We start from the raw sequence: 20114 nt of genomic DNA on the forward strand, positions 1-20114 counted from the left end.
TGGTAAGCACTGAGATCGCTGATAAAATGAAACAGTGCTTACCTGATTACGCGAAGCGATAATTTTAGAAAAATGCGATTTGTTTGGCGTTTTATTAATCGGCAGAGTAATTAACTTGACACTATAAAATAAAGCGGGTATGCAACATATAATTTACATCCACATTGGATGCCAGCCAGAATTTATCGCTTAACGGATTGTAATGTAAACCGATCATATGCTGCTCACGCAGGCCGGTGTTATTCAGCCAGTCGATCAGCTCTGCCGGACGGATAAATTTCTTCGCATCGTGTGTGCCGGGCGGTACCATCTTCAGAATATATTCTGCTGCGATAACCGCCATAAACCAGGCTTTTTTGTTGCGGTTAATGGTGGAGAACACCACATCCCCTCCCGGTTTGACCAGACGGGCACAGGAACGCACCACAGAGGCCGGGTCCGGTACGTGCTCAAGCATTTCCATGCAGGTCACCACATCATACTGTTGCGCATGTTTTTCTGCGTGCTGTTCCACCGTTTCCTGCACATAGGTGATATCGGTGCCGCTTTCCAGTGCATGCAGACGCGCAACCTGAAGCGGCTCCGCGCCCATATCCAGCCCGGTGACGTCCGCACCTTCCCGCGCCATACTTTCTGCCAGAATTCCGCCGCCGCAGCCGACATCCAGCACTTTCTTCCCGAACACACCGTTAACCCGCTGCTGAATATAGGCCAGACGCAGCGGATTGATCCGGTGCAGCGGTTTAAATTCACCCTCCAAATCCCACCAGCGTGAGGCAACATCCTCAAACTTTTTAATTTCCGCAGGATCGACGTTGGCTGTCAGCGGGGAAGCTGTGTCATTCATGGTCTGTTTCTCTCTCTTGCTGCGGCAGAACCTGCCGGAATACGCGATGGCGTCAGTATACAATGCCGGGCGCGGATGCGTCAGAAATAAAATACTCTCCCGATTTTTATATCTCCTTTTTTAAACATTGGCGATTTGTGGTATAGTTCCGCACCTTGAATCCGGAGTAATGAGGGATACTGGCTCCATGAGCGACAATGCCAAAGAAATCTTGCCCGTTAACATCGAAGAGGAGCTGAAAAGCTCGTATCTGGATTACGCCATGTCCGTTATTGTCGGACGCGCGCTCCCCGATGTCAGGGATGGTCTGAAACCGGTTCACCGCCGCGTATTATTCGCGATGAAAGAACTGGGTAATGACTGGAATAAAGCCTATAAAAAATCTGCCCGTGTGGTCGGGGATGTGATCGGTAAATATCACCCCCATGGTGACAGTGCTGTGTATGAAACGATTGTCCGCCTGGCTCAGCCGTTCTCAATGCGCTATATGCTGGTGGATGGTCAGGGTAACTTTGGTTCAATCGACGGTGACTCCGCAGCGGCAATGCGTTATACGGAAGTCCGTATGGCGAAAATTGCCCATGAACTGTTAGCCGACATCGACAAAGAAACCGTGGATTTTGTACCGAACTATGACGGTACCGAAATGATCCCGGATGTGATGCCGACCCGCATCCCGAACCTGCTGGTGAATGGCTCATCCGGTATTGCCGTCGGGATGGCCACCAACATTCCGCCGCATAACTTGGGCGAAGTCATCGACGGCTGCCTGGCCTATATTGATGATGAAGATATCAGTATCGAAGGTCTGATGGAGCACATCCCGGGGCCGGACTTCCCGACAGCGGCGATTATCAACGGCCGCCGCGGTATTCTTGATGCTTACCGCACCGGACGCGGCAAAATTCATATCCGTGCCCGCGCCGACGTGGAAACGGATGAAAAAACCGGCCGCGAAACCATTATCGTTAATGAAATTCCGTATCAGGTAAACAAAGCCCGCCTGATTGAGAAAATCGCCGAGCTGGTTAAAGAAAAACGTCTGGAAGGCATCAGCGCGCTGCGTGATGAATCCGATAAAGACGGTATGCGCATTGTGATTGAAGTCAAACGCGATGCGGTCGGTGAAGTGGTACTGAATAACCTGTATCTGCTGACACAGATGCAGACCACGTTTGGTATCAATATGGTTGCCCTGCATCAGGGACAACCGAAGATCCTCAATCTGAAAGAAATTCTCAGTGCGTTTGTGCGCCACCGCCGTGAAGTGGTGACCCGCCGGACAATCTATGAATTACGCAAAGCCCGTGAACGCGCCCATATCCTTGAAGGTCTGGCGATCGCACTGGCTAATATCGACCCGATTATCGAGCTTATCCGCCGTGCGCCGACACCTGCGGAAGCAAAAGCCGGGTTACTGGCACAGGCGTGGGAACTGGGTACGGTTGCTGCCATGCTGGCCGGTGCCGGTGATGATGCCGCACGTCCGGAAGGTCTGGATGAGCAGTTTGGTATCCGCGATGGTCTGTATCATCTGACCGACGTTCAGGCTCAGGCGATTCTGGATCTGCGTCTGCAGAAACTGACTGGTCTGGAGCATGAAAAACTGCTCGACGAATACCGCGAATTACTGGAACTGATCGCCGGTCTGCTGCATATCCTGCAAAGCCCTGAGCGTCTGATGGAAGTTATCCGTGAAGAGCTGGTGGCAGTGAAAGAGCAATTCAATGATAAGCGCCGCACGGATATCACAGAAAACACGGCGGATATCAACATCGAAGACCTGATCAGTCAGGAAGATGTTGTGGTGACACTGTCCCATCAGGGCTATGTGAAGTATCAGCCGCTGACCGACTATGAAGCCCAGCGCCGCGGCGGGAAAGGCAAATCTGCCGCCCGCATCAAAGAAGAAGATTTTATCGAACGTCTGCTGGTGGCGAACACCCACGACACCATTCTCTGCTTCTCCAACAAAGGGAAGCTGTACTGGCTGAAAGTGTATCAGTTACCGGAAGCCAGCCGTGGTGCGCGCGGTCGTCCGATTATCAACATATTACCGCTGGATCAGGAACAGAATGAGCGTATCACCGCGATTCTGCCGGTTCGTGAATATGAGGAAGGTAAATTTGTCTTTATGGCGACCGCCAGCGGTACCGTGAAGAAAACCTCCCTGCAGGACTTCAGCCGTCCGCGTAATGCCGGTATTATCGCCGTCAACCTCAATGAGGGTGATGAGCTGATTGGTGTTGACCTGACTGACGGCAGCAATGAAGTGATGCTGTTCTCTGCTGACGGTAAAGTTGTCCGCTTTGCGGAAGATGCTGTCCGTGCCATGGGGCGTACTGCCACCGGTGTGCGCGGTATCCGCCTGGGTGATGACGATGCGGTCGTGTCACTGATTATTCCGCGCGGTGAAGGTGAAATTCTGACGGTCACCGAAAACGGCTACGGCAAACGGACTGCGGAAGCGGAGTATCCGACCAAATCCCGTGCCACTCAGGGGGTTATCTCCATCAAAGTGAGTGAGCGTAACGGGAAAGTCGTGGGGGCAATCCAGGTCGGCGCGGATGATCAGATCATGATGATCACGGATGCCGGTACACTGGTCCGTACCCGCGTCTCTGAAGTCAGTATCGTGGGCCGTAATACCCAGGGTGTGACACTGATCCGTACCGGAGAAGAAGAGAAAGTGGTCGGTCTGCAGCGTCTGGCAGAGCCGGAAGAGGATGAAAATGATTTCTCTGAAGACGGTGAAGTGACGGATGCGGCACCGGATGATAATGCAGAAGAGAATAACGATTAATATCACCGGTTTCCGGTAATATAAAATCAGAAAACGGATAAAGCAGGAACAATAATATTGTTCCTGCTTTTTATTTACCCCGGGGGTTTTGTAAACATTGCACAGTGGTATATCCTAGGCATAACAGCCTGAAACCTCGTGAATATATCAGATTCATTATTGGCGGAGCCCCTTTGAGATACTTTTCATCTTTCCAGACATCACTGAAAATTTCGCGTTACCTGTTCCGGATCGTCGGTGTGATGTTATGGGGGCTGGGGGCGCTGGTGACAGTATTCTATTTACTGAATATCTATAACGGGATGCGCAATGATATCCGCCAGCAGTATTATTCCGATTACGATGCCTTATTAGCCTATTTCCGGCAATCCACCGATATAACCCGTGATATCCGTTATATGAATGAACGGTTTGTCGAAAATAAAGAAGTCCGGCCGGGAGAACCCGCTGACCGGACAACTGACGGGTTTTTTATCGATTACCGGGCACTGAACACCAAAGGCGACTGTACGGCCTTCCGTACCGGCAGCGGCTCCTATATTATTGCATTCAAAGATCTCCTGACGTACTGGCAGAATAATATTGCCGCACCAACGGGACTGAATCAGGTCTTTCTGGTCGGTTCAAAAACCCTGTGTATGGTGTCATTTCCGATCCGCAATCTCTCCACCAGCAGCGAAACGCTGCGCAGAATGGTCAATGATTATTCTCAGAACTATTTCCGCCTGAAAAGTCAGGGGAAAGAACGCACCATTTACTGGGCGGCACCGGGCGGTAATCAGGGTATAGCCAGCCTGTTTGTGATGATGCCGCTTTATTATGACGGTCGTTTTCTGGCGCTGATGGGGATTGAACGTAGCCTGCAGCTGGAGAACTTTAACCGCCTGCGCGATTTTCCGGCTAATATGGTGATCATTAATGAGCAGGATGATGTCGTGCTCTCCTATCCGGAAGAAATTAACACGCAGAAAAATAAAGACAGCTATCTGGTGGATGACAATTATTTCGGCTATGACGACGGATTCACCCGGCTGGTCTTTAAACGCAGACTGACGCCGTCGCTGCTGAGTGTGGTGTATACCACGCCGCTGAGCTCAATTTATGAGAAACTGAAATTCCAGATCCTCAACGGGGCGATCCTTAACCTGATCTCCGCCATTATTATCGGGCTGTTCACCTGGCTGCTGGAACGGCGGATATTTATGCCTGCGGAAAACAGCGCAATACGTCTGGAGGAGCACGAGCAGTTTAACCACAAAATTGTGGCCTCCGCGCCGGTCGGGATCTGTATCCTGCGTACCCTCGACGGTACGGCACTGCTGAGTAATGAGCTGGCTCATAATTATTGGCGTATGCTTTCGTTCGAGGATCGCAACCGCATCGGTCTGCTGATAAAAGATAAACGTCAGGGGATGGAAGATATGGTGACCCGTAACGGCGGGCACCTTCAGGTCAGTTTTGTGCATTCCCGTTACCAGAACGAGGAAGTGGCGATTTGTGTGCTGGTGGATATCAGCGCCCGTGTGCAGCTGGAAAGTTCATTACAGGACGCCGCACAGGCGGCAGAGCAGGCCAACCAGTCGAAATCCATGTTCCTCGCCACGGTCAGCCATGAGTTGCGCACACCGCTGTACGGTATCATCGGTAACCTGGAACTGTTACAGTCCATGGCACATTCGCGGGATGCCCAGCGTTTGCTCGGTACCATGAATAACTCGTCATCTTTATTACTGAAAATCATCAGTGATATTCTCGACTTCTCCAAAATTGAATCCAAACAGCTGAAAATTGAGCCGAGAGAGTTTAATTTCCGCGAACATATTCACTTTGTGGTGGCAAACTACCTGCCGCTGGTGGCGAAAAAACACCTTTCTCTGTACTGCTTTATCGAAAAAGAGGTGCCGGAACTGGTCTGTAATGATCCGGTACGGATGCAGCAGGTGATCGCCAACCTGTTTAATAATGCGATTAAATACACGTATGTCGGAATGGTGTGTATTCACGTCTATGTCTGCGGTGAATATCTGCATGTGGATATTCAGGATACCGGCGGTGGTATCAGTGAGGAGGAACTGCGCCAGTTATTCGACCCGTTCTATCAGATTATGCCGAACACGGACAGCCCGTCACAAGGGACCGGATTGGGTCTGCCTATCTGTGAAAAACTGATTTCACTGATGGACGGCGACATGATGGTGGAATCGCAGAAAGAGGTCGGCAGTCTGTTCGGGATCCGCTTCCCGTGCTATACCGCTTATCCGTCCGGTCATCATGCGGATATTGTGCCGCTGACCGTACCGCTGGTCTTTGATTTCCGTAACGGTGTGCTGGCGGATTATATGCAGCGTTACTGGCGGGATATTGCACCGGTACCGGTGGCGCTGTCTGAATGTCCGGATATTACCTGTGCGGTGGTGATAACGGATGTGGTCACTCCGGTGATGAAACAGGCTCGTCTGCTGATTGAGCTGGATGCCGGTTATACCGACAAACCGGTGCCGCAGGGGGGAAATCACTGGCGGCATAACACGCATCAGCTCGACGGGCTGTTTGATTTTGTTTCCGATCGCCTGAATAACCGCCGTCAGGAAGCGGATGATCTGCCGCCGCCGCCGCTGCCGGACAGTCAGCAGGCGGTGCATGTCCGGATCCTGATTGTGGATGACCATCCGATTAACCGCCATCTGCTGTCCGATCAGCTGCATCTGTTCGGCTACCACACGGCAACGGCGGATGACGGGCTGGATGCACTCAATTTCCTCGAAACCCATGAAGTGGATATTATTCTGTCAGACGTTAACATGCCGAATATGAACGGCTATGACCTGACGCGGACACTGAGAGAGAAGGGCATGACACTGCCGGTCATCGGGATCACCGCCAACGCGATGGCAGAGGAGCGCGAGCGCTGTCTGGCCTCCGGCATGAATGATTGCCTTTCCAAACCGGTCTCGATGCAGGCGCTGCGCACCATGATGGAGCACTATATCCCGCAGATCACACCGCCCCGGGCAGAATAACCGGACACATAAAAAAACCGCCATTCAGATGAATGGCGGTTTTGTATCAGTATTGTAAAACGTGTCCGGATTACTCGTCTCTGTGGCTGTCGATAGTGACAGACGAAAGGTAATTGAGCAGGGCGATATCGTTATCCACACCCAGCTTCAGCATGGCGGATTTTTTCTGGCTGCTGATGGTTTTGATACTGCGGTTCAGTTTACGCGCAATCTCAGTGACCAGATGCCCTTCGGCAAACAGACGCAGAACCTCACTCTCTTTCGGAGACAGGCGTTTATCGCCGTATCCGTTGGCATTCACTTTTTCCAGCAGTTTGGAAACGCTGTCAGGCGTGAATTTCTTTCCTTTCTGTAACGAGGCCAGTGCTTTCGGCAGATCAGCAGGAGCCCCCTGCTTCAGTACGATCCCTTCGATATCGAGGTCCAGTACGGCACTGAGGATCGCCGGATTATTGTTCATGGTCAGCACAATAATCGCCAGGTCAGGATAATGGCGCTTGATATACTTGATAAGCGTGATGCCATCACCGTATTTATCTCCCGGCATGGAGAGGTCAGTGATCAGAACATCCGCATCCAGGCGTGCTAAGTTATTGATAAGTGAAGTGGAATCTTCAAATTCACCAACAACATTAACCGTTTCCAGCTGTTCCAGAGACTTTTTTATCCCGAACAGAACAATAGGATGGTCGTCAGCGATAATAACATTCAGGTTATTCATACTCTTGGTTACCTTGCTGCAGCAATTCAGTGACAATGGCATCAATTTCCCGGATACCTTCATCCACTTTCATTTTGTTTTTGTCAGCGATACAGCGTTCTATATCTTCACAGCGTGATTTCAGATAATCAAAGTCGAGTACAGCAAAGACCCCTTTGACCCGATGTACTGTCAGCGCCAGTGGCTGCAATTCACTTAATTCTGCTTCTGTGTACATCTTACTTATATCAGGAGGTACTGTGGTGGCAAATAAATCTTTATACGTACTTTGTGCCAGCTGATTTTTATATAATGCAACAACTTCCCCGACGGAAAGCGCTGCTGTATTAATACCCGGATTCCCGGGTAAGAATCTATCATCAAACTCATCCGAAGTTAAGCTTTGTTCGATAAGCAGCGTAATAGCATTCAGAATTTCATCATTGAAATTATAATTACACTCCACCAGGGAAGGCGTAATCATTTTATGTTCAATAATGTCATTTCGTAAAAAGAGTATTGGCTTTCTCGCTTTCTTATCAAAGTCAGTTATCAGGATGTCATATTCATCTTGCAATAATGCGCGATTTTTATCAAATAAAATTCCGCCATTTTCAATTATAATTGTGTTAATTATTTCCCGAATGCTCGGATTAATGATATTGATCTTAAACAGCGTGTCTTCCAGCACCTCTGACGGTTCACCGATCATCTCAGTGGCAGGCAGCGGCAGCTCAACGCTATAGTGAGTGCCGATATCCGGTTTACTATTTATTTTCAGTTCACCTTTCAGCTTCTTACATAATAAATCACACAAATAGAATGCCAGACCGGAGTTCGGACGACCTTCGGTATCCGCGACCTGAAACATAAACGGATCATGCAGATTAACAAGATCAGATTGCGGCAGACCCGAACCGCTGACGATTATTTCAAATTTGATATTATTATGTTCATCTTTGAATATATTCTTAAGGCGAATAACTAATTTCCCGTATCTTAAATTGCTGACGGCATAATTCAGCAATAATAAAAAAATCTTACTGATAACAGGACCGTCACCAATATAATTAAGCTGCTTGTTAATTCCGTTATGGAAATAAAGCGGAATACCTTTGTCATTTATCTGACGTGAGAATTGCTTAACAATATCCTCAGCCATCTGTGACAACAGGAATTCATCATTGGTCGGCTTCCAGTCATCGGTTTCCAGGTCAGCCAGCAGAATGATATTTTCAATCCACTCACACAAATAACCGGATTCTGTCACCACTTTGTCCAACAGCTGAGCACCGGCCGGATCGGTGACATACGGTGCCAGTGTATGCAGATCATTACCAAGCTGTTTGACCGGCACCACCAGCTCGGAACGGATATTCGATAACACCGACTGACGGGCTTTGATACTTTTCTTATACTCGCGGTCAGACAGTTGCAGACGGCGCGCGGTCAGTGCCTCCTGATCCACATCCCGGAACAGGATCAGATACGTATCATTCATATTGCGGACCGGATTCATACTGACTTCATTGACCACATTATCAATTGTGGTCTGGATCCGGCCCTGATGCTCCCGGGCCATATCGCGGGTTTTGTTCAGGTCACTGAGGGTCAGCAGCTGGGTGGCAATCGTATTACCGACCAGCCGTTTATTGGCGGCAAAATCATAAATCGCCAGCCCGACAGGAACCTGAGCCACAATCTCATTGGTTATTGCCTCACTGTTTCTGGCCTGGCGGACCAATGTATTGAGCGGGGAAATAAATCGCTTGCGGATATAAACGAGGCCGCCGACAGAAAGTACAGTGAACAGGAAGGCAGAAATTAATAACCAGATATTCGCCGACAGCATTTCTTCGGCCAGTGCCAGCAGCGAGAGCTGATAAACCACCTGATACGGCATTTCACGCAGACGGTAACTGAGTTTCAGTGACAGGCCGTTAATACTGATTTGTACCGCATTCGGGCGGTTACTGAGCGTATGGGACCCGGCCGGGATCAGTGACAGATTGGACAGATCCAGATTGTCCGGTACCAGGTTATTCACCGGTAAATCAAACGCTACCACGCTGGTCAGCTGACCGGGGTTATTGAACATTGCGCGGTAGGTATAGTAATACGTTGATTCCGACGGCATCTTGGTAAAAGAGGAGAGTGTCTCCCGTTCATCCAGCGCGGTGGAATCCGCCAGCATTTCTGCCCGTTTTTCATCGGCTCCCAGCGTCAGCTGGCTTTCACGATAGCGCAGTTCCGGGCGCAGGGCGGAGTGGGATGTGACCAGCAGCAGACTGTTATCCAGACCGTTAAGGTAATACATGGAGTTAAACTGATTCTCGCCGCCCCACAGAATGGTCAGATAATCCGAAAAACGCCGTGCAATGGCGTACGTCTCATCATTGGTCTGACCGAATAAAATGGCATCCACCACCGGTACACGGCTGTCAATCCAGTAAATATCATTCAGGATCTTATGCGGGGGAACGAGCTCGGGCCGTTTATCAGTATCCGTGGTATTGGCGAGCCGGAACAGCTCAGCGGACTGATAGCGGTACGTTTCAACCTGATGTTCTATCCGGCTGCTGAAACTGTAGAGTGCGCCTTTCTTGCTTCCCAGCCAGGCATCGTAATAGTTATATCCGTATAAAAAGAGAGATAAGACTAATAACGAAATAAATGATGCATAAAAGCCGGGTATCGCATAAGGCCTGGAATGTGACTGTCTGTACATATGTTCCGTTGCAACCTTATAGTAAGTACTTGACTGTAAATTCACCGGGAATTAATTCTATCATACTAATTCCTGTCACAATAACAGCTGTCTTCCGCCCTCAGGCCGGTACGGTGCGTGAATGTTGAGCAGGCAGACAAAAAAATCATTTTTTTTTGCATATAGGGGTAGACAGGTTCCTCATTTTTCAGCATAATCGCGCCCCATGGAAGGATGGCCGAGTGGCTTAAGGCAGCGGTCTTGAAAACCGCCGACGGGAGACCGTCCTAGAGTTCGAATCTCTATCCTTCCGCCAAATTAGCCGGCTTAGCTCAGTTGGTAGAGCAACTGACTTGTAATCAGTAGGTCACCAGTTCGACTCCGGTAGCCGGCACCATATTAAACCCGTTATATTTCACAGATATAGCGGGTTTTTCATTTGTGCTCACCAACCACACTCAGGGTGGGGTGGGACATATTTGGGACATCATTGCCAAAAACAGCATCTATTTGCTGCGCGTGCTGACTCAGATGACTCGGTGCCAGGTGAGCATACCTGCGTACCATCTCTATCGATTCCCATCCTCCCATTTCCTGCAATACAGATAGTGGTACCCCAGCCTGAATTAACCAACTCGCCCATGTGTGGCGAAGATCGTGAAACCGGAAGTTATCTATGCCGGCACGTTTTAGTGCAGTCCTGAACGCGGTGTTACCGTCAACGCGCATTTTTCTGACAACCGGAGTCATTGAGCCGTCAGATCTGTTTTTGGCCTTCGTATGTACAAAAACATACTTTGTGTGATTGCCTATTTGCTCACGAAGTACGCGACACGCAGTATCGTTAAGAGCAATACCCAGCGCTTTTCCTGATTTTGTCTGATCAGGGTGAATCCACGCTACTTTTCTCGGCATATCTATTTGCGACCATTCCAGATTAACAATATTGGAACGCCGCAGGCCGGTAGCCAGAGCAAATGTCACGACAGATTTAAGCGGCTCACTGCATTCATCGACCAGTCGTTTCGCTTCCCACGGCTCGAGCCAGCGGATCCGGTTATTCTTCGGTTTCGGCACCCTGATATTCGGAGCTTTATCGAGATACTTCCAGTCGCGTTCGGCGGCGCGCAGCAGTGACTTTATGAAAGCCAGGTAGGCCGCTTTGGTTGCCACAGAAACAGATTCTGATTTCTTACTGACAGCGCGTCGCTTCCTGCCGGCAACATGCTTTTCCCAGTTTTCTTCCTGCTTCTGATTTTTCAGCTTGCTGACAGCATCATAGATTTTAATTTCATCAATATCTGCTAGGTGCATCCCTTCAAAGTGGTCAAGCCAGAACAGGATCTTGGTCTTATCATCATCAAGTGATTTTTTGCCTGATTTTTCCTCAAGCCACCGCATGCAGGCAACCTCAAAAGTAACCTTTGGGGTTTCACCCAGCGCGCTTACACGCCACAGCTCGGCCTTTCGTTTATCGTGCAACTCCTGCGCTTGCTTTTTGTCCGTTGTACCAAGCGACTCCTTAATTCTTTTACCATTGTGCGAGTAACTGGCGTACCAGGTCTCACCTCTCCGGAAGATTGACATGTCCTTTCCTCTTCCGCACTAATCACGCTTTCAGGCGTATTGTGCATTTTGTAGTTGATGGCTGCAATGCAATTTGCCCTGGTGAACTGCCACGGCGATTTAGGCTTAAGAGGGTCTTTTCTCGCGCCTGACAATCTTCCGGCATCAATCCATTTTTTCAGGGTAGGGTAAGATATCCCCATGAAGGCACATGCTTCACGGCTATCCATCGGGTAGGAGTCTACCGCCGGCCGGCATAAAGTCAGCGAGCTGGCTCTGGCTAAAGTCGGTTTAGTTGCAACCTCCATCCTTCATCTCCTTCTGTAACGTACGCACGTAATACCCGAGCACTCTCTTTGCCGGAAAGCGCAGGTGATTAAGTGGTTTAAATTTCGGTGTGTATTTGTCGAGTATTGCGGTGTGTTGTTCGTCAGATGTGAACTGCATTAATTCCTTCAGGCATTCCCTTGCTATTCGTCTGCGTCCGTTCTCTTCTTCCTGTGGTGTCATTGGTCACCTCAGATTTGTGCTTCCCGGATTTGACGGGAGAGGGTGGCGCTCAGTTCGTCGATTTTGTCAGCCATGTCCTGAAGAGACTGAATATCATCCTTGCGCACTTCAATGGTGATTATCTTTTTAATCAGCTGCTCCAGTTTTGGGTAATAGCCAATGGTCGCCGTAAATTCCTGTCCGGCATTCTTTCCTTCTTTTGCTATTTTAATTTCACTGAGGATTAACTGGTGTGGGTCTGATGTAATAACGTACTGCCCTAATTTAATATTCATTTTTCATTCTCCGCCTCTTTCATCATCAGGAATACTTCCATAGCGGCGCGATAATAGTTACTATCATTAACTTCGATGCAGTAACTGTTAAATTGACGCGCTGACCACTCGTTATTTACTCGAACCATGCTGATGCCATTCTCAATAACAATCGGCATTGCGTCCGCTGGGTTGTTGCATGGGTCGAATGGTGTTGCGTCCATATCATCGAATAAAACGATTTCCGTGCGGTCATATGCGATTGTGTTTAATTTTAGATATTTCGCTACGGTTTTATTAATTTCGTAATCGGTCACTTCTTTGTACCGCATCATTTTATTACCTCTCGTTTTCTGTAAATAAACCCACCACTGACCTCTTCCATTTTAATGATGCCTTCCGATGCCATTTTCCTCGCTAGCTTCCTTGCTTTGGTATGTGAATCCCTATACTTGCTAACAAAAAGGCATCCATTATCTTCAATATACTTATTGATGTGAGAGTTATTCTTTATTTTATGGACACGCATGTTACCCGCCATTAATCTCAAGGTCTGATTTGTCACGATATTTGTTCATTGACCACCTCGCATTCTTCTCCCAATAAAAAAGAAAGGTCATCTTTTGAGAAAATGCATGATGAATCACCACCTATTGACAGTAACTCATCACCTCTAACGCCAATACAGTGCTTTACATCATCATAATAAAACCCATCAACAATGACAGGGAACTCCACAGTCTCCAGTGAGTTGTATCCACCATTGTTCAATAATCTAACTTTCATTTCACCACCTCCGCACACACTAATTCAACATCCCGCACAGCCATTACCTGCACTGCGCGGCTCTCACATTCTTCGAGCGTATAAATATCATCGGTAACAGGCACAGCAGAGCCGTGTATTACCAGTAGTAATACAAATCCGATTGTCATGGTTAGCTCTTAATTTTGGGTATAAAAAACCCTGCCGGTGCAGGGTGGGTATTATTCTATCTCTTTAAGTGATTTTGTTACTTCCCATTCTTTTTTGAGTAGTGTTTTTGTTTCCTGAGCACACCGGTCTAACAGTATAATCACGTCAACATATTCATAGCTATCAGTGGATAATAGCTCATCAACCTCCCCCATTATAAACCTTATTTCATCTGCTTCAGGGTCTTTATTGTTTGCATTTTCTGGCAAGACGAGGTCGATGTATTGTTGTGCTTCATCTGATACTCTTGCCATTTCTCTGAAATAAAGATACATAGGGTTATCATCATTAAATGTACTTGGTGCATTACGATGTTTAAAATTCAAAACATATTTTGTTGAAGATATATATGTAGCCACTTTCGACCTTAAATCATTGATCCATTCTTGTCTCATTGGAGCTATATTATTAGTTATCATTTGCTGGCGCAGAGCTTTTTTATCTGATTCTAGTTTTTTTCTTGAAAGGCGAAAATTAAGCCAAAAACCAAGACCAGCGCCTATAATGGTGAATACACCGACCAATGTTGTTATTGCCAACGCATTATCTTTAACTACAGTTAAAAAATCAGACATAACACCCCCTTATAAAAAGACGGCACATTGTACCTGTATCAGTGACTAAACACATCCTTGTGCGTCACTATTGTGGCATCTGGCTAATCAATTTTTCGCCCATTAACCGGGTGATAGTTAAAATGCCAGAACAGAAATTCACGGCCGCGCTTAGTCAGTCGTAATTTCTCCGTGGTCAGTCCCATGCTTATCAATATGCACTGCGTGGTATATCCGTTGTGATAACCGGCCATAGCGCTCAGACACCCCTTGCCAACGATGTCCCGATAATTAGTGTGGCCGTAGTTCGTTCCTTCAAAATGCTTGCCGATATACTCATCCGTGATATCAGCTATTAAGTCGATTGGTCGCGGCATATTCATTCCTCTGTTATCAGCATCCCTACACGAACTTCGGCATTTTCTTTTTGGTCAACCGTTCGGCATGTTTAATAAAGTCGTTGGCTTGTTCTTCCATACCAATACCAAAGTCATATTTGTGAACTGCTTTTTTCATAACGAAAGCGCCTGCAAATAAAACCTCTTTCAGCTTTTCGTTTTCTTTTTGTAACTGTTCGATAGTCATAATTGATCCTTATCTCAGCATCCCTGCATTACGCTTCATCCTGAAACGGTGGGGTTACGCACCAAGACTTTTAGCCAGTGCGACAGCCTTTTCCAGATTGCCGCGCGTGACCTTTTTCTTGTGCTGAATTTTGTTTGTGGTGGGGTAAAACAGAACTTTTCCGGCTGGTGTTGAAAAATGAATTGTTCCGCTTTTGTCCTGAGCAAACGGAATATCAATCCCTGATAACCTCCCTGCATTTTCTTTTAATCTCTGTTGCTTCCGTTCTTTGGCATTCTCACGCATTGCGCGGAATATATCGTCTATATCACCCATGTTTTACTGCCCCTGCATATCGGCCTTATGGCTCTGGTACACGACATCTAACTTTTCCGTGTTTTCTGCGTCACCAGTAAATTTATTTTTCAGCCACTGGTATGAATTTTCGAATTTCTCAGGTTCCATTTCGCCGACCTTGGCTGTGAAGTCTGCAAGCATCATACTGTTCGTTACCAGCCGACTAACTCGGTATTCAACGCGCTTCCCCCGGGACACGGTAAGCATCATGGATAACTCGCCGTCAATATCGCTCATGGCGTTAATTTTGATGCCACCAACCTTAACACCTCCATATGTCACTGATGGGTCACCGATAAGTTTCAGAGACCTTCCCACCCATGCGTGACCGTTATTACCCCACGCGCCAATAAGAACACGCCGCATTGATTTCGATGGTTTGTACGGCCTTCCGTCATACCCAACAAGGTCAATAAATACAGGCTGGTCTTTTGAGCCTTCGCGCACAGATTTAATTACTGCCGTTATTGACTGGTTTCTGACATCATCGAAATTAAGCTGATCCGATTTCGGGATAATTGTTTTTGATAAATCCATTAGAGATATACCTCGTCATCAAGATATTCATCATCGAAAAGATAAGAGGGCACGTTTATTTCGCTGGATGGCAAAACCATTCCTTCGGTTTTCGGTATGTCGCCATCAATGCACTGTTTTATTGTGTGCAGAGATTCGAACATTACCTTTCTTCCCAGCTCCAGCGAGTCCTCGCCGATGTAATACATGCAGTTGGTGTACGGCGGCTTATTCTGAATGGCGAAAAAGCAGAACTGATTTAAGTCTCTTCCTGTGACTAATTTCAGCACGTACAAATAAAATGCAGCCTGCACATGATAGTGATATTTCCCGAAAGCCTGACTGAACCCGCGTTCTGTTGCGTCCATGCAACTTTTTACATCTAGTGGGTAAGGGTGTGAGTCTGACATCCTGTCAAACCGGCACTTTAATTTCAGTCCTGTTTCCGGGCAGGTGGCGAACATTGATATTTCAGAATGCCCAGGTGTTGCCATGTAATCAGTGAAATCGTTGTTCAGGCTGGCCGATTCAATCATCCTTTGTATTGTTTCAACCTCACCGTTCACCAGTATCTTTTCAGCATCCGTCAGTTTTAATGCGTCCTTGTATTCTGCCGAGCGCCGATCCTTGACGTCTGGCAGCAAAATGAAATCCCTTTCAAATACCTGCGGCTCCAGCAATGCTGCGTGAATTGCTGTGCCAATCTGTGCCGATTTACTTCCTTTAAATGGGTTGAAATACAGATTTGCAGGGCTGACGCTGATCGCCTTTATTGATGTGGAGCCTATCGCTTCATCCTTGTGATAGTCCTCGTTACTAAGCCCATAATGAATTCCCGTTTCCATGCTGCTTACTCCGTTTTCTTAGAACTTTGTCTATTGCCTCCCTGATTTCGTTTTCCCTTTCAGTGCCGAGGTATTCCAGTGTGTCCGTGCTGATTTCGAATATCACGTCCTGTGTGAATTCCTCAAAGTCACATGACACGGCATCCTGCCATGCTGCATGCTCCAGCCGTCGCTTTTCCTGAGCATCCTGTGCTGCGTATGCGTTCATGCTGCCTCCTTGCGCATCTTCTCCGCTATCCGTGCGAAGAAAGAACTTCCGTGTCCGGCTTTGATTAACTCGTCAGTGAAGTCGTCCATGTATTCGTTGTTAATCATGTATTCGACCAGTTCGTTCATGCTCCATGCTGACGAACCGAGGAGCTGACTCAGGCTTCCGGTAATGTGATCGAACCCTTCATGCGTTGTTACTTTCCGACCAAGAACCGTCCGTGATGATGTCTGCCCTCCGGATACTTCCAGTTTCTGCATAAATCCCCCTCATCTGGCGAACAACAGAACAACCGTCAGCGCCAGAAATGTAATTAACACCGGCTTTAAGCCTGATTTTTTACGTGCGAAACTCTCACTACAAAGCTTGTAGCGATGCTCCTGCTGTTTAAGCATGTCCATGTTGTTTACCTGCTGATATCCCGAGGTGGGATAGGGTGGGTTAGTAGTTCATTGAGAGGTGCGGGACTTCGCCTTTAATTACCAACTCAAGGAATTTTGTTGCGGTTTTATCGTCAAATCCTGCTTCAGTCAGTGCCTGTAAAGCTTCGCGGTTAAATTTACGCTGATGCTCTTTGTTCGCCTGGCGCTTTAATTCTTCCTGCTTCTGGCGCTCAATCTCCGCCAGTCGTGCGCGTTCGGCTTCCTCTGCCTTGCGCCGCTCCGCTTCAACTGCAGCCAACTTTTCACGCTCAGCCTTCGCGATAGCCTCCTGCTTTTCACGTTCTGCGCGTTCCTGCGCCTCTCTGGCCTCACGTTCGCGCTTAGCTGCCGCCTCGACTTCCTGCCGTGCTTTTAATTCCGCAGCCTCACGTTCCTGTTTAGCTTTCAGCTCCACCGCATCACGCTCACGCTGTGCTTTCTGTTCAGCTTCGATTCGTGCCTGCTCTGCTGCCTGACGCTTGATTTCGTTTTCATGCTCAATGCGTTTGCGTTCTTCTTCAGCTTTACGCAGGTCGTGCAGCTCATTCATCTGCAGTGCTTCTTCGTGGTCACGCTCAATTTGGCGAGCTAATTCTTCCGCTGCTACACGCGCCTTTTCTGCATCCTCCCAGGCTGTTACCGGCTGGCGGATTTCTTCGCTCAGTGCGTCGAGTTCATCCCGGCACTGCTTGCGACTGGCATCCACTTTTTCGGCAGCTCTTTCAGCTCATCAACGACAGCCTTTCCGGCTTTGTCGATGTATGTTTTTGACTGCGTTACTTTGTAGGCTAGAGATTTAATAGCATCGCGATTCTTAGCTTTCGATAAATCAGTATCGAGTAATGCCTGTTCTGCTAATGCTTTCTCCCGGATACCAGACAGCAGCACCTGAACCTTATCCGGCGCTGTAAAAAGGTCGAGCGCTGTCGCTGGTTCGATAACGACCAGTTCGTTTGCCATAATTAACTCCGTTTATTTATAGGGTGGGTTACTTCTGTGTGAAAGAGAGCAGGGCGACTATTCGCTGCTAAGTGCTTTGTTGATTGCTAGCATTGCCGCATAAGCTTCAGCAGTTTCGTCCAGCTTCCAGTATTCAATCAAATTAATCAGCGCATCAAGTAAACCAGGCGCTGCCGCTATTAGTCTGGCGTTCGCCACTTCTTCCTCTTCACCATTACAGCCGATACCGTCAGCAATAACGCATTGCCATTCCTCATCCCTTACCAGTAACCGACCTTCATTGCTTGTGTACCACGGCCCCGGTGTACCCTTAAATTCCATATCACCCCCTAGCCTTTAACATTGCGTCTGCCATTTCATATGCATCATGAGCCAAATCGTCCCAGTCATATCCACAGTTAGGGTTAGATTTGGCAGCTTGCATAAATTTGGCAGCGAAATAGTCTCGTAACGTCATACCTTCCTGCGCTACAAACTGCGTATCTGGATGTCCACTTGCAGGGAAAGCCGCTCCACCTGTTTTATCTGTCATACTTCCTCCCTTAACTCTCATCGATATGTGGAACTAATTTCCAGTTGATATCATTTTTTTCGTTATCCCACATGCCTTTCTTCTTATACTTGTCTCCGCATGATTTGCAGATGCCGTAAGGCCTGCCGACCATATTCAGGGATATTCGTTGCATATCGTTATCTTCAAACATATATCCGCAATATTGGCATTTATGCATACTTCCTCCTATGCACTTCCCTGTGCTACGTGATGTCCGAATAGTTATCCCCGGATTGCAAGAAAAGTTAAAATTTCAGCAAAATCGCAAGTTGATTTATGCTAAAATATTATTTGTATATTCAATGAATTATGGAGAGCTAATGAGTGAGCTAATTAAAAAAATAATTTTTCGATTCATAAAAGCCCCCAAAGTAATAAAAAATTTCGACGATGAAGAACGTGCATTGCTGATATATTTTCTTAATGGAAAATACAAAAAAAGGAAAATTAGGATTTATAAAAAAGCAGCAAAGCGTTTGATTGATAAGGGTGTTTTGGAAGTTGTTGAATCCTCCTTCCGTCCCGGAGTTAATCTAATTAAGATATCAGACTGTTACTATTCCATCCTGAAGCAAAAAATATAGATTTCAGATTACTGACTGGATGCCCGTCCTTCCGGGCTGTCATGCTTCAATAAACATCGGAAGAACCTGAATCGCTTTTTTTGGACTCCATTTCACATATCCGTCAAGTGTGTCGCGGAGTTCGCTGAACCTCATGCCGCGCTGCTTTGCGTGATCCTTAATTAGGTCGCGGTTAACCTGCGCCCACAGTGCTTTAGCGTGTTCTTTGTCAGGCCTGAAATCTGAGTTACGAACCGCTATTGCGTCTGATTTTTCTGCTGCCTGCTGCTTTTTGTAACGGTCTATTTCTGAATCAATGTTCCCGCGCTTGCTCAGCGGTACATTTAATATTCCGTGGTCTAACATGGTTGGCATCTCCTGTTTTATTCAACCTAACGCCATCGTGAAGGCGCTTGGGTGAAGCACCACACTCTCGCAGTGGCCTCGCTCATGCCCTTGAGTTCCTGTCGCCTTTTGGCCGCTAATAACTGGTGCAGGCTTGGCGTTCCCGCTGCTTTACCAGAGCTACTTGTAATCTAAACCTTGACCCGTCGCTACACAGGCTAGCCATCCGGCTACTCAGGGGGTAGTCACTACCTAACCATTGTCGCTATGCAACTGCGGTCTTCCCGTTTTGCTTTCTACATAAATCCTCCGGTACTGACGGTGCTTTTCATAAAGATGCGACCGATTTAGCGCCTGTTCTGGTGTTGGTACATAAAAATCTCTGCGCTCACACAACCCATCAGGTCATGCTCGCACTGTAATCCCGAAATCACCTTTCGGCTGCCTAGTCTTAACTCCGCTGAAAATTGCCACTTTAGGTAAGCAGCAGTTATCACCGGACGGGTAATACTGTGTTGGTTTCAGTGTCAGCACCGGACGTTCTTCTTTCGCTGGCGCAAATACTGAATCAAAAATCTCCTCCACTGAGCGGCTTTGTTTTTGCATCTCTCTTCTGGATATCTTCCGCGCTAAAAACTCACTTTGCTTTCTTAATCTGCGGGTCTTCGAGTTTTCTTTTGCCGGTAGAAAAGTGATTACTGTCATATCTGCCTCCTAAGTGATCTTTGGTTGAAACATAAATCTCACCAAAAACCACTCAGTGGTTGCTCTGAAAATTTATTCTGAGCGTTCCGCTATGCCGTACTGGTGAACCACACGTATCAGCAGTGTAGTGGTTTAATAAA

26 protein-coding genes and 2 tRNA genes are annotated in these 20114 nt (G+C 47.6%); 5 read left to right on the forward strand and 23 right to left on the reverse strand.

What is annotated here, in order from left to right; translation table 11 throughout:
* Positions 1 to 121: 121 nt before the first annotated feature.
* Positions 122 to 847: a bifunctional 2-polyprenyl-6-hydroxyphenol methylase/3-demethylubiquinol 3-O-methyltransferase UbiG gene (gene ubiG / locus U868_RS0104450; protein ID WP_025152238.1), complete on the reverse strand. Its 726-nt coding sequence runs from the start codon at positions 845 to 847 to the stop codon at positions 122 to 124.
* Positions 848 to 1034: 187 nt separating this feature from the next.
* Here ubiG and gyrA point away from each other — a divergent pair, with 187 nt between their 5' ends.
* Both gyrA and rcsC read left to right on the forward strand, forming a co-directional pair.
* Positions 1035 to 3650: a DNA topoisomerase (ATP-hydrolyzing) subunit A gene (gene gyrA, locus U868_RS0104455; protein ID WP_025152239.1), complete on the forward strand. Its 2616-nt coding sequence runs from the start codon at positions 1035 to 1037 to the stop codon at positions 3648 to 3650.
* A gap of 173 nt (positions 3651 to 3823) precedes the next feature.
* Positions 3824 to 6670 (forward strand): two-component system sensor histidine kinase RcsC, encoded by a 2847-nt coding sequence (rcsC, locus tag U868_RS0104460; RefSeq protein WP_025152240.1) that lies wholly within the window; start codon positions 3824 to 3826, stop codon positions 6668 to 6670.
* A gap of 70 nt (positions 6671 to 6740) precedes the next feature.
* Here the strand turns inward: rcsC and rcsB are convergent, their stop codons facing one another.
* Together rcsB and rcsD are read right to left on the reverse strand one after the other, a co-directional pair.
* Complete coding sequence (gene rcsB / locus U868_RS0104465) at positions 6741 to 7391, reverse strand: response regulator transcription factor RcsB (RefSeq protein ID WP_004236763.1); 651 nt, start codon at positions 7389 to 7391, stop codon at positions 6741 to 6743.
* Entirely contained in the window at positions 7384 to 10098 is a 2715-nt protein-coding gene (rcsD, locus tag U868_RS0104470) for a phosphotransferase RcsD (protein ID WP_025152241.1), read from the reverse strand. Before rcsD ends, rcsB begins: the two co-directional genes overlap by 8 nt.
* A gap of 207 nt (positions 10099 to 10305) precedes the next feature.
* Here rcsD and U868_RS0104475 point away from each other — a divergent pair.
* Together U868_RS0104475 and U868_RS0104480 are read left to right on the forward strand one after the other, a co-directional pair.
* A tRNA-Ser gene (locus U868_RS0104475) sits at positions 10306 to 10393 on the forward strand.
* Between the two features lie 5 nt (positions 10394 to 10398).
* Positions 10399 to 10474 (forward strand) — tRNA-Thr (locus tag U868_RS0104480).
* Between the two features lie 38 nt (positions 10475 to 10512).
* Here U868_RS0104480 and U868_RS0104485 read toward each other — a convergent pair.
* The 18 genes from U868_RS0104485 to U868_RS0104575 form a co-directional block, all read right to left on the reverse strand.
* On the reverse strand, positions 10513 to 11664 hold the full coding sequence (locus tag U868_RS0104485) for a tyrosine-type recombinase/integrase (RefSeq protein ID WP_025152242.1): 1152 nt from the start codon (positions 11662 to 11664) through the stop codon (positions 10513 to 10515).
* Between the two features lie 497 nt (positions 11665 to 12161).
* Positions 12162 to 12428: a DUF5405 family protein gene (locus tag U868_RS0104495; RefSeq protein ID WP_025152244.1), complete on the reverse strand. Its 267-nt coding sequence runs from the start codon at positions 12426 to 12428 to the stop codon at positions 12162 to 12164.
* Complete coding sequence (locus U868_RS0104500; protein WP_025152245.1) at positions 12425 to 12742, reverse strand: phage protein NinX family protein; 318 nt, start codon at positions 12740 to 12742, stop codon at positions 12425 to 12427. The genes U868_RS0104495 and U868_RS0104500 overlap by 4 nt, the downstream gene beginning before the upstream one ends.
* A gap of 226 nt (positions 12743 to 12968) precedes the next feature.
* Entirely contained in the window at positions 12969 to 13193 is a 225-nt protein-coding gene (locus U868_RS0104510) for a hypothetical protein (RefSeq protein WP_025152247.1), read from the reverse strand.
* On the reverse strand, positions 13190 to 13342 hold the full coding sequence (locus U868_RS25675; protein ID WP_205275477.1) for a hypothetical protein: 153 nt from the start codon (positions 13340 to 13342) through the stop codon (positions 13190 to 13192). The genes U868_RS0104510 and U868_RS25675 overlap by 4 nt, the downstream gene beginning before the upstream one ends.
* Before the next feature lie 51 nt (positions 13343 to 13393).
* Complete coding sequence (locus U868_RS0104520) at positions 13394 to 13957, reverse strand: hypothetical protein (protein ID WP_025152248.1); 564 nt, start codon at positions 13955 to 13957, stop codon at positions 13394 to 13396.
* A gap of 83 nt (positions 13958 to 14040) precedes the next feature.
* A complete protein-coding gene (locus U868_RS0104525) occupies positions 14041 to 14313 on the reverse strand; it encodes a hypothetical protein (protein ID WP_025152249.1) in 273 nt (90 codons plus the stop codon).
* Positions 14314 to 14338: 25 nt separating this feature from the next.
* Complete coding sequence (locus tag U868_RS0104530) at positions 14339 to 14521, reverse strand: hypothetical protein (RefSeq protein WP_025152250.1); 183 nt, start codon at positions 14519 to 14521, stop codon at positions 14339 to 14341.
* A gap of 54 nt (positions 14522 to 14575) precedes the next feature.
* Complete coding sequence (locus U868_RS0104535) at positions 14576 to 14836, reverse strand: hypothetical protein (protein WP_025152251.1); 261 nt, start codon at positions 14834 to 14836, stop codon at positions 14576 to 14578.
* A gap of 3 nt (positions 14837 to 14839) precedes the next feature.
* Complete coding sequence (locus tag U868_RS0104540; RefSeq protein ID WP_025152252.1) at positions 14840 to 15394, reverse strand: hypothetical protein; 555 nt, start codon at positions 15392 to 15394, stop codon at positions 14840 to 14842.
* Positions 15394 to 16218 carry a PD-(D/E)XK nuclease-like domain-containing protein gene (locus U868_RS0104545; RefSeq protein ID WP_025152253.1) on the reverse strand — a complete coding sequence of 275 codons (825 nt, stop codon included), beginning with the start codon at positions 16216 to 16218 and terminating at the stop codon, positions 15394 to 15396. Before U868_RS0104545 ends, U868_RS0104540 begins: the two co-directional genes overlap by 1 nt.
* Entirely contained in the window at positions 16190 to 16426 is a 237-nt protein-coding gene (locus U868_RS0104550; RefSeq protein WP_025152254.1) for a hypothetical protein, read from the reverse strand. The genes U868_RS0104545 and U868_RS0104550 overlap by 29 nt, the downstream gene beginning before the upstream one ends.
* Positions 16423 to 16686, reverse strand: coding sequence for a hypothetical protein (locus tag U868_RS0104555; RefSeq protein WP_025152255.1), 264 nt, complete (start codon positions 16684 to 16686; stop codon positions 16423 to 16425). Before U868_RS0104555 ends, U868_RS0104550 begins: the two co-directional genes overlap by 4 nt.
* 9 nt (positions 16687 to 16695) lie before the next feature.
* Positions 16696 to 16827, reverse strand: a complete 132-nt coding sequence (locus U868_RS26120; RefSeq protein WP_263974379.1) for a hypothetical protein — start codon at positions 16825 to 16827, stop codon at positions 16696 to 16698.
* 40 nt (positions 16828 to 16867) lie between these two features.
* A complete protein-coding gene (locus tag U868_RS23405) occupies positions 16868 to 17554 on the reverse strand; it encodes a cell envelope integrity protein TolA (RefSeq protein ID WP_051583014.1) in 687 nt (228 codons plus the stop codon).
* Positions 17509 to 17808 (reverse strand): hypothetical protein, encoded by a 300-nt coding sequence (locus U868_RS25245; protein ID WP_051583015.1) that lies wholly within the window; start codon positions 17806 to 17808, stop codon positions 17509 to 17511. Before U868_RS25245 ends, U868_RS23405 begins: the two co-directional genes overlap by 46 nt.
* Positions 17809 to 17865: 57 nt before the next feature.
* The gene (locus U868_RS0104570; RefSeq protein ID WP_025152256.1) at positions 17866 to 18129 is read right to left on the reverse strand and encodes a hypothetical protein; all 264 of its coding nucleotides are present in this window, start codon (positions 18127 to 18129) and stop codon (positions 17866 to 17868) included.
* 1 nt (position 18130) lies between these two features.
* Positions 18131 to 18340 carry a hypothetical protein gene (locus U868_RS0104575; RefSeq protein ID WP_025152257.1) on the reverse strand — a complete coding sequence of 70 codons (210 nt, stop codon included), beginning with the start codon at positions 18338 to 18340 and terminating at the stop codon, positions 18131 to 18133.
* Positions 18341 to 18681: 341 nt separating this feature from the next.
* Here U868_RS0104575 and U868_RS0104585 point away from each other — a divergent pair, with 341 nt between their 5' ends.
* Positions 18682 to 18945, forward strand: coding sequence for a hypothetical protein (locus tag U868_RS0104585; protein WP_162817207.1), 264 nt, complete (start codon positions 18682 to 18684; stop codon positions 18943 to 18945).
* Positions 18946 to 18984: 39 nt separating this feature from the next.
* Here U868_RS0104585 and U868_RS0104590 read toward each other — a convergent pair whose 3' ends face one another.
* Both U868_RS0104590 and U868_RS0104595 read right to left on the reverse strand, forming a co-directional pair.
* Positions 18985 to 19290 (reverse strand): hypothetical protein, encoded by a 306-nt coding sequence (locus tag U868_RS0104590; protein ID WP_025152260.1) that lies wholly within the window; start codon positions 19288 to 19290, stop codon positions 18985 to 18987.
* A 384-nt stretch (positions 19291 to 19674) separates the two neighbouring features.
* A complete protein-coding gene (locus U868_RS0104595; RefSeq protein WP_025152261.1) occupies positions 19675 to 19974 on the reverse strand; it encodes a hypothetical protein in 300 nt (99 codons plus the stop codon).
* Positions 19975 to 20114: the final 140 nt, after the last annotated feature.

Source organism: Morganella morganii H1r, assembly GCF_000633515.1.
GTDB lineage: Bacteria > Pseudomonadota > Gammaproteobacteria > Enterobacterales > Enterobacteriaceae > Morganella > Morganella morganii_B.